General features: G+C 70.0%; 8 protein-coding genes. 2 read left to right on the top strand and 6 right to left on the bottom strand.

The genetic code is table 11. The features are described from left to right. Nucleotides 1-537 (top strand): WYL domain-containing protein (locus tag ON27_RS03570; RefSeq protein WP_444543651.1); only part of this gene is annotated, 537 nt, incomplete at its 5' end. On the opposite strand, the gene ON27_RS03565 is transcribed toward ON27_RS03570, so the two are convergent. Then, complete coding sequence (locus ON27_RS03565; RefSeq protein ID WP_043719202.1) at nucleotides 538-1068, bottom strand: LppU/SCO3897 family protein; 531 nt, start codon at nucleotides 1066-1068, stop codon at nucleotides 538-540. Nucleotides 1069-1363: 295 nt separating this feature from the next. On the opposite strand from ON27_RS03565, the gene ON27_RS03560 reads away from it, so the two are divergent. Beyond that, nucleotides 1364-2194, top strand: a complete 831-nt coding sequence (locus tag ON27_RS03560) for a hypothetical protein (protein WP_043719199.1) — start codon at nucleotides 1364-1366, stop codon at nucleotides 2192-2194. A gap of 4 nt (nucleotides 2195-2198) precedes the next feature. Here ON27_RS03560 and ON27_RS03555 read toward each other — a convergent pair whose 3' ends face one another. From ON27_RS03555 to ON27_RS03535, 5 genes are all read right to left on the bottom strand, one after another. After that, on the bottom strand, nucleotides 2199-3620 hold the full coding sequence (locus tag ON27_RS03555) for a M1 family metallopeptidase (RefSeq protein WP_306306937.1): 1422 nt from the start codon (nucleotides 3618-3620) through the stop codon (nucleotides 2199-2201). Between the two features lie 60 nt (nucleotides 3621-3680). Continuing rightward, complete coding sequence (locus ON27_RS03550) at nucleotides 3681-4319, bottom strand: LysE family translocator (protein WP_043719196.1); 639 nt, start codon at nucleotides 4317-4319, stop codon at nucleotides 3681-3683. 52 nt (nucleotides 4320-4371) lie between these two features. Continuing rightward, entirely contained in the window at nucleotides 4372-5040 is a 669-nt protein-coding gene (locus tag ON27_RS03545; RefSeq protein ID WP_043719194.1) for a DUF3239 domain-containing protein, read from the bottom strand. Nucleotides 5041-5081: 41 nt separating this feature from the next. Continuing rightward, nucleotides 5082-6740: a DNA repair helicase XPB gene (locus ON27_RS03540; RefSeq protein WP_043719191.1), complete on the bottom strand. Its 1659-nt coding sequence runs from the start codon at nucleotides 6738-6740 to the stop codon at nucleotides 5082-5084. A gap of 150 nt (nucleotides 6741-6890) precedes the next feature. Then, on the bottom strand, nucleotides 6891-9041 hold the full coding sequence (locus ON27_RS03535; RefSeq protein WP_086007418.1) for an acyltransferase family protein: 2151 nt from the start codon (nucleotides 9039-9041) through the stop codon (nucleotides 6891-6893). Between the last annotated feature and the right edge of the window lie 236 nt (nucleotides 9042-9277).

Raw genomic sequence — 9277 nt, 5'->3', positions numbered from 1 at the left:
GTGCTCGCGGCACCGGTGGCCGGCGCGCTGGCGCTGCGGTCCATCGCCCCGACCGTCGCCATCGCCCAAGCGCCGCTGGGCGAACTGCTCGAGCAATTGCGAGCGGCCGGTTTCGCGCCCGCAGGTGAGGATTCGGCCGGCGCGATCGTGGATCTGCGTCCCCGGGGGGCGCGGATCGCGGTGCGGCCCGCCGCCCGGCAGCCGTATCGCCCGACACCGCCCAGCACCGAACAACTCGAGTTGCTCGTCACCGAGCTACGCGCGAGCGAACGCGCCGCCAGCGCCCGCTCCGGTCAGGCGGTGCGCCCGGACGGCACCAGGACCAACACCGCCGCGACCCTCGCCCTGCTCCAGCTCGCGGCGCGGGTGCGGCGGTCGGTGAACATCGGCTACGTCGACGCCCAAGGGGTCGCCACGCAGCGTGTGGTGGAACCGTTGAAGGTGGGCAACGGGCAGCTCGACGCGCTGGACCCGGTCACCGGCGCGGTCCGGCACTTCACGCTGCACCGGATCGCGTCGGTTGCCCTGCTGGAATGATCAGCCCTTCGGCTTGCCCGTGCAGAAGGTCACCTTGGGATCGGTTTCGATGAGCCGGAACCCGTCGGCGTTCGCGTCGCACAGCAATTCGTCGGCTTGCCCGTCGATCCGCTTCAACACCTTGAAGGTGGCCTCCGAGGACGCGCAGTCGACGTGCTTGTACCCGGTCGTGCTGCTCTCGTTGTAGCAGCTGCCCTCCTTGAAGTTCGGCGCGAGGCACAGGAACGCGGTGGTTCCGCCGCCCAGGGTCTCCTCGTAGGAGGTGTAGTCGGCGGCGCAGTCGGTCTTCTTGTCGTAGGACTGCGCGATCTTGTACACGGCCTTGTCCGACGAGCAGTCGACCGGCTCGGTCTTGGCGTCGGCCGCCGAGCCCTCGATGACGTTGATGCAGTCGCCGACCTGGGCCTTGGCGGTGTCCGACTTGCCCGCGTCCTCGATCATCGAACAGCCGGCCACCGTGACCACCACCGCGGCCACCGCGACGAGGGCGAGCACAACCCGTGCCAGCAACCTCGCTCCTGGAAACTTCACCTGAAAACCTCTCTCACCGAACACGTTCACGGGCTCGTGAACGCGGTGAGGATACCCGCAGGACCAGGCGGCCGCATCAGCCAACCATCCGGCCCGGAGCGGGCCGGCGCGCTACATGTGCGTGCCGTAGAGGCCCATGAGCGTGTAACCGAGGATGCTGGGGAGCAGACGGCCGAGCAGCAGGAACGCAGAGTAATTCACTAGCAACGCCTTTCGCGGTTTTCGTCCAACTGGACTGATGTCCGGTATGCGGTGTGTGTCGTCGTCCGAGACCGGGTCGTTACGCTTGGTCGGTATGACGGTCGAGGACGTCGCGCACGACCTGTACGGGGTGCCGCCCGCGCAGTTCGTCGCGGCCCGCACGGACCGGGCGGCCGCGGCCCGATCGGCGGGCGACAAGCAGCTCGCGGCGGCCATCGACAAGCTGCGCAAGCCGACCTTGACCGCATGGGCGGCGAACCTGCTGGCCCGCGCGGCGCCCGACGAAGTGGCGGATCTGCTCCGGCTGGGCGCGGCCCTGGCCGCCGCGCAGCGCGAACTCTCGGCCGAGCAGCTGCGCAGCCTCACCGCGCAGCGGCAGCAGCTGGTCAACGCGCTCGCCAAGAAGGCCGGCGCGCTCGCCGCCGAGCAAGGGCATCCGGTCGGCGAGGGCGTCGTGCGGGAAGTGGGCCAGACGTTGACAGCGGCACTCGCCGACTCTGAGGTGGCCGAGCGGCTGCGCGCGGGAACACTCGCCACGGCGGCGAGCTACGAAGGATTCGGGCCGAGCGGACCGACCCTGCTCGCGGTGCCCGAACCGGCGATTCCTCGCAAGCGAGCGGCGTCGCGGCGGCAACCGGACGACAGCGCGCGCCGCGAACTGGCCGAGGCCGAGGACGCGCTCGAATCCGCCCGCGCGGCAACGGACTCGGCGCGATCCGCACTCGAGAACGCGACCGCGGAACTGTCCGGCGTCGAGCAACACCTCGCGACGCTGCGCGACGAACTCGCGCGCGCCGAACAGCAGCGACAGTTCCACAAGGCGGCCGAGCGAGCGGCCAAGGACGACCTCCACGCCGCGCAACGTCAGCTGGACCGGGCCGAACGCACAGTGGCGAAGGCGCGGCAGCGCGTCGAGACCGACTGACGACTCAGCTGCGCAGCGCGCCGGGGAACAGGTACTCCTCCGGCGGCGGCTCGGTGGTGTTCAGCCACGCGTGGAAGAAGCCGCTCAGCTGGATCGGCGTTCTGGACTGCACGAAGGCGCGGAACTCCGGCATCGAGGCGTTGCCGTAGGCGTGCGCGGCCAGGAAGTCCCGGACGGTCGGGAAGAACACCTCGTCGCCGATCTGCTCGCGCAGGGCGTGCAGGAACAGCGGCCCGCGGTAATAGACGGAGGTGAACTCTTTCCCCGCTCCCGGGTTCTCCAATGGGATGTCCCAGAACTTCTGGTTCTCGCGATATTTCTGGATGGTCCGGCGGTAGTCGTCGTCGACGTTCTTGCCCTCGATGCGCTCCGGCCACAAGTAATCGGCGGTGTAGCTGGCGAAGCACTCGTTCAGGCAGATGTCCGACCAGTTGCGCACCGACACCCAGTCGCCCCACCACTGGTGCGCGATCTCGTGCACGACCGTCTGCAGGTCGATCCGCGGTGCGTAGATCGGGCGGGTCTGGGTCTCCAGCGAGAACGTGATGTCGGCGTCCAGATAGATGCCGCCCGCGGCCTCGAACGGGTACGGGCCGTAGAGCTGTTCGGAGAAGTCCAGGATCTCCGGCAGGCGCTGCTCGAGCTCACGGTGGCGTTCGTCCGCGTTCGGCGCGAACGCGCTGATCAGCGGCGTGCCGTTGGCTCTGCGCTGCTCGAGGTAGTCGAACTTGTCGATGGCGACGGTGGTCAGGTAGCCGAGCACCGGCTTGGCGCTGACCCAGCGGACCGTCCGCTTGTCGCTCCGCACCGCGTTGTCGGCTCGCACACCGTTGGAGACCACTTCCCACTCCGCGGGAACGGTGGTGGTCAGGGTGAACGTGGCCTTGTCCAGCGGAGTGTCGTTGAGCGGGTACCAGCTGGTCGCCGAGTGCGGCTCGCCCGCGACGAAGGCGCCGCCGCTGGGCGCGAAGGTCCACCCCTCGCCTTCGGTGTCCACGGCGGGGCCCGCGTAGTCGACGGTGACCGTGAACGGCACCCCGGGCAGCAAGGGAAGCATCGGCGTCACCGTCAGCTCGTGCTCGCCGTTGCGGTCGAACGCGGCGGGGAGGTGGTTCACCGACACCATCCGCACCTCCGGCCCGGCGAAGTCGAGGTTGAACACGCGCAGCGCCTGGGTGGCGGTGGCGTCGATCGTGGCGGTGCCCGCGAGGCGACGGCTCGGCGGGTCGTAGTCGATGCCGATGTCGTAGTGGCGCACGTCGTAGCCGCCGTTGCCGTCCAGCGGGTAGTACGGATCGCCCAGGCCCGGCGCGCCGACGAACGGGTCGGCCGGCGGGTCGGCGTGCGCGGGTGACCATGGCACCGCGACGAACACGCACGCGACCGCGGCGCACATCCGGCCGGACAACCTCATACGAACGACCACCCCTCTCCACCCCGCCTCGTGCCGGTGCCGGCGCACCGACCTCGCTGGATGGTAGCGGCTTCAGTCGCCGCTGCCGGTCAGCGCCACCGACGCGCCGACACCGAAGATCATCGCCCCGCCCGCGCCGCCGACCGCTTCCAGCCTGCGCGGCGACCTGGCGAACCAGGACCGCGCCGAGGCGGCCAGCAGCGCCCACGCGCTGTCGGAGACCAGCGCGATGGCGAGGAAGACCGTGCCGAGCAGCAGGAACTGCCAGGACAGGGCACCCGACGCCGGGTCGGCGAAATGCGGCAGCACCGCGGAGAAGAACACGATCGCTTTGGGATTGGTGACCCCGACGATCGCGCTCTGGCGCAGCACCCGCGCGTTCGGCGTCGGCTCGATCGAGGCGCCCAGCGCCTCGCGCAACGCCGAACGCTGCCGAATCGCCTGAATGCCCAGATACATCAGATACAACGCGCCCGCGAACTTCACCACGGTGAGCGCCAGCGCCGACGCCGTGAGCAAGGCGCCCAGACCGATCGCGACCAGGACCAGGGCGGCGTAGACGCCCGCGGCGTGCCCGAGCACCGAGAGCAGCGCCGCGCGGCGGCCGAGGGTGAGCGCGCGACCGACGGTGAACAACACGCCGGGACCGGGCACGACGATGATGACGACCGCGGCGGCGACGAATGCCAGCAGATTGGACGCTGGAACCATCCCTCGAGTGTAGGCGCCCGCGCGAACGGAAATCTCGCGTTCGCAGCCGGATTCAGGTGCCGAGTTCGCCGGGCAGCTGGTGCGGATCGAGCAGCAGCCGTTTCGCGGTGGTGCGCCGCACTTTCTCGGCGAGCGCGAGATTGTCGGTGAGCAAACGCCACTCGGCCTCGCTGATCGCGGAGCGCGCGCGGGCGATGACCGATCCGTCGGTGGTGCCCCAGGCGATCGGCATGGCGTTCACCGATTGCCAGCGCTCGCCCACCTGTCGCGGCGCCCGATCGGTACGCACCGCGACCGACGGCACGCGCTCCCCCGGCTTGGCCTCGTGGCCGGGCAGGACACTGACTTTCCTGGTCACCAGGGCGTAGCGCCGATCGCCCGCGCCGGGGGTGGACACATCGACCAAGGCGAGCAGTACCACACCGGAAAGGCGCACCTCCGAGACCACCGCGGGCACCAGCTCACCGTCCGCGTAGAGCTTGTCGATGCTGGAATGCCGCGGCGTCCACAGGGCCACCCACAGCGCGGTCACCGCGCCGAGCGCGAACGCGACCGCGAGCAGATATGCCCAGGAGTGGTTCAGCCAGATCAGGAACGCCGTCCCGGCCGCGGCGACCACCGCGGCGGCGATCGCCATCAGGCGCAGGCGGCGCAGGTCGGCGAAGACTTCGTTGACCGCATGGGCATGCCTGCGGTCCACCGCGAATTCGAAGCGTCGCACGCCCTCATTCCTAGCACAGTTTGCGGAGGGCATGCCTCCGCTTATCCGATGGCGGGGCCGAGCAAGTCGTCGGCGTCCGTGATGCGGTAGGCATACCCCTGTTCGGCGAGAAAACGCTGCCGATGCGCGGCGTATTCGGCGTCGAGAGTGTCGCGTGCGACCACGGAGTAGAAATGGGCCTGGCCCCCGTCCTGTTTCGGACGCAGCAGCCGGCCGAGGCGCTGCGCCTCCTCCTGTCGTGAGCCGAAGGTACCCGAAACCTGCACGGCCACGGACGCTTCCGGCAGATCGATGGAGAAGTTCGCCACCTTGCTCACCACGAGCACCGGGATCTCGCCGCGGCGGAACGCGTCGAACAGCTCCTCACGCTCCTTGGTCTTCGTCGAGCCCTGGATCACCGGGGCTTCGAGCGCGGCGCCGAGTTCGTCCAACTGGTCCAGGTAGGCGCCGATGACCAAGGTGGGCGCGTCCCGGTGCTGGGCCAGAATCGACTCGACCACAGCGATTTTGGTGTGCGCGGTGGAGCACAGCTTGTAGCGCTCCTCCGGTTCGGCGGTGGCATACGCCATCCGCTCGGCGTCGGTGAGCGTGACCCGGACCTCGATGCATTCGGCGGGAGCGATCCACCCCTGGGCCTCGATGTCCTTCCACGGGGCGTCATAGCGCTTCGGGCCGATCAGCGAGAACACGTCGCCCTCGCGGCCGTCCTCGCGCACCAGCGTGGCGGTCAGGCCGAGCCTGCGGCGGGATTGCAGATCGGCGGTCATCCGGAAGACCGGTGCGGGCAGCAGGTGCACCTCGTCGTAGATGACCAGTCCCCAGTCCCGGCTGTCGAACAGTTCCAGGTGCTTGTACTCGCCCTTGGTGCGGCGGGTGATCACCTGATAGGTGGCGATGGTGACCGGGCGGATCTCCTTGCGCTCGCCGGAGTACTCGCCGATCTCGTCCTCGGTGAGGGAGGTGCGCGCGAGCAGTTCGCGCCGCCACTGCCTGCCCGCCACCGTATTGGTGACCAGGATCAGCGTGGTGGCCTGAGCCTTGGCCATCGCCGCGGCGCCGACCATCGTCTTGCCCGCGCCGCAGGGCAGCACCACCACCCCGGAGCCGCCCGCCCAGAACGAGTCGGCGGCCATCTGCTGGTAGTCGCGCAGATGCCAGCCGTCGGTCGCGTAGTCGAGTTCGATCGCGTGCGCCTCGCCGTCGACGTAGCCCGCGAGGTCCTCGGCGGGCCAGCCGATCTTCAGCAGCATCTGCTTGATCCGGCCGCGCTCGGAAGGGTGCACCACCACCGTGTCGTCATCGATGCGCGCGCCGAGCATGGGGGCGATCTTCTTGTGCCGGAGCACCTCCTCCAACACCGCGCGATCCAGGCTGACCAGCGTCAACCCGTGCGCGGGATGCTTGACCAGCTGCAACCGGCCGTAGCGGGCCATGGTGTCCACCACGTCCACCAGCAGCGGCTGCGGCACCGCGTACCGGGAGAAACTGACCAGCGCGTCCACCACCTGCTCGGCATCGTGCCCGGCCGCCCGCGCGTTCCACAGGGCCAGCGGCGTCACCCGATAGGTGTGCACGTGTTCCGGCGCCCGCTCCAACTCGGCGAACGGCGCGATCGCCTGCCGCGCCGCGTCGGCCGCCTCGTGGTCGACCTCCAACAGCAGCGTTTTGTCACTCTGCACGATCAGCGGACCGTCGTTCACAGTCCCTCCTCCGATAGATTCCCCGCCATTCTCCCCGACCCCTCCGACAACCCGCAGGTTACCGGCCCTTCCCGCAGGGCGCGGGTACGGCAGCGACCGGATGCAACGCCGGAAGGGCGCGATGTCTTCCCGTCCACCAGCCCGGCCCGCTCAGCGGTGAGCGAGCGCACGTTCGGCGTGCGCGCCGATCACGGGACCGAGGGTCTCGGCGTAACCGATCGTGAGGTGGTTGTCGTCTCGGTAGACGAGGTTGTTCCCGACGATGACGGGGCAGCGAGCCGCGGTGCAGAACAGCGCGGTCAGGTCGGCGTACTGCCCGCCGCCTGCCGTCACCGCCGCGCGCTCGGCCGCGATGCCCGCGTCGTCGACGGCGACCGGCCGGGCGGGGGCGCAGGCGGAGGCGTCGGCGATGTGCTCGGCCACGCACGCGGGCACGGTGGCATGGGGATCGGGTATCCCGCCGAGGACCAGGACAGCCGAGCCGGTCGCGCGCAGTTCGGCGACCAATCGGTGCAGGCTGTCGATCCACGCCTGGTCGTAGGACACGAAGCCGAAGTCGCCGCCGTAGCGCCGCGACATGCTGACCACGATCAGCCGGGGACGCTCGTGGCGCAGGCGCGTCAGCACCTGTTCGCGCCACTGCTCGCATTCGGTGTACGCGCGGCCCAGGTAGGGACTGGTGATCGGCAGGTCGAACAGTGGACAGGTGACTTTGGCCATGGTCTCCAGCCGCCAGTGGCGCGATCCGGCGATCCGCTCGAACGCCGGATGCCACATGGCCGCGTGGGAATCGCCGACCAGAGCCACCGTGGTGGCGGAGTGCCGATCGCCGGAGGCGCACTCGCCTTGGCCGACTTCGTGCCAGGACCGGACGCATCCGTTGTCGAACACCTCCGCCCGGTCGCCGCGCGCGTTCGCGAGCGAGGGAGTGAGGTTCGCGGGCACCTCGCGGGTCTCGGCGGAGGCCGCGACGGCCGACTGGGTCTGCGCCGTCAACTGCTGGATCACGTCGTCATCAGGGTCGGCGACGGCCGTAGCCGGTGTGGTGAGCGTGAGACTCGCCGCCGCCGCGCCACGACCGACCGGAGCGGGCACCGCCGTGAGCAGGGCCAGCGCTACACAGATCGCGATCGCGGTGCTCACGCCGCCGCACGCGAGACTGATCCGGGCCGAACGTCGCAACCGGGCGGCGAAGCGAACCCGGTCCTCGACCAACCGCTGGGTGAGCATGGCGAGCCCGCAGGCCGTGGCGACCGCGCCCGATGCGCCCACCGGCCCGAGCGGGCCGCCGAGCACCTGCGGCGCCAGCACCAGTACCGGCCAGTGCCAGAGGTACCAGGCGTAGGACACTCTGCCGATCGCTCGCAGCTCGTGCGCCGCCAGAATGCGGCCGACACCGAATCGCGCTCGGGCGCAGCCCGACCCGATCACCAAGACCGTGCCCAGCACGGGCAGCAGCGCCGCGACGCCGGGATAGGGCACGTTCTCGTCCAGGCGGACGCAGGCCGCGACGATCAGACCCGCCCCGGCCCACCCCGCGACGGCGGCGACCGCCTCCGGCAGCCGGGACCACACGGCGGCCGTCAGCGCCACCGAGCCGCCTGTCGCCAGTTCCCAGGCCCGGGTAGGCAGCGAGAAGAACGCCCACGGCGGCAGCGTCGCGGTCCAGACCACCGAGATCGCGAACGAGATCGCGGCGACCGTCCCGAGGACAGCCAGGTACGGCAGTTGCCCGGCCGAACCGCTGCGCCGCCGCACAAGCCAGGCTGTCGCGATCACCAGCGCGGGCCAGATCAGGTAGAACTGTTCCTCCACGCCGAGCGACCAGAAGTGCTGCAACGGCGAGGGCTGCGCATCGGCGGCCAGGTAGTCGGCGCCGTGCAGCGCGAACCGGTAATTCCCGGCGTACAGCGCGCAGGCGATCGCATCGGCGATGACTTCGCGCGCCCGCAGCGGCGGCAGCAGCGCGGCCGCGGCGATCGCCGTGGCGACCAGCACGACGCCCGCGGCGGGCAGTAGTCGGCGTGCCCGCGCGCCGTAGAACCGCGCCAGCCCGACGGTGCCGGTAGCCATCGCTTCACGGCAGAGCATTCCGGTGATGAGAAAGCCGGAAATGACGAAGAAGACGTCCACGCCGATGAAGCCACCGCCGATTCCGGGCACACCCGCGTGAAAAAGCACGACAGCCGAAACGGCGACCGCTCGCATTCCCTCGATATCCGGCCGGAATCCCTCCTTGCCCGACGCGCCGCCCACCCCGTTCGCCCGCCGATTTCGCAACTCGCCGACCGTGGCCGTCATGCCGAGTATTGTCATCCGATCCGCCGCCCGTGTTGCGGCGACTCGCCGCCGCCATGCACCCTGGCCAGGATCTTTCCGGACCGGACGCCTTCGGGCCGCGGTCTGCGCGGCGGCCGAGAAGGTGGCCTTCACGGCTTCCAATTCGCGGATTCGCCACCGTCGGTCACTTACTTGTGGCCCCGATTTCCGCACTGTCCCGGATTTCGCAGTCGCGGGAAATTCGACCGCTGACCTCG

Source organism: Nocardia asiatica NBRC 100129 (assembly GCF_000308415.1).
Taxonomy (GTDB): Bacteria; Actinomycetota; Actinomycetes; order Mycobacteriales; family Mycobacteriaceae; genus Nocardia; species Nocardia asiatica.
This window is presented reverse-complemented; position numbering and strand designations above follow the sequence as displayed.

Bases quoted from the DNA above. Each gene is read 5' to 3' on its own strand.
- ON27_RS03560 (WP_043719199.1), top strand. From the start codon at position 1,364: ATGACGGTCGAGGACGTCGCGCACGACCTGTACGGGGTGCCGCCCGCG.
- ON27_RS03550 (WP_043719196.1), bottom strand. From the start codon at position 4,319: ATGGTTCCAGCGTCCAATCTGCTGGCATTCGTCGCCGCCGCGGTCGTC.
- ON27_RS03535 (WP_086007418.1), bottom strand. From the start codon at position 9,041: ATGACGGCCACGGTCGGCGAGTTGCGAAATCGGCGGGCGAACGGGGTG.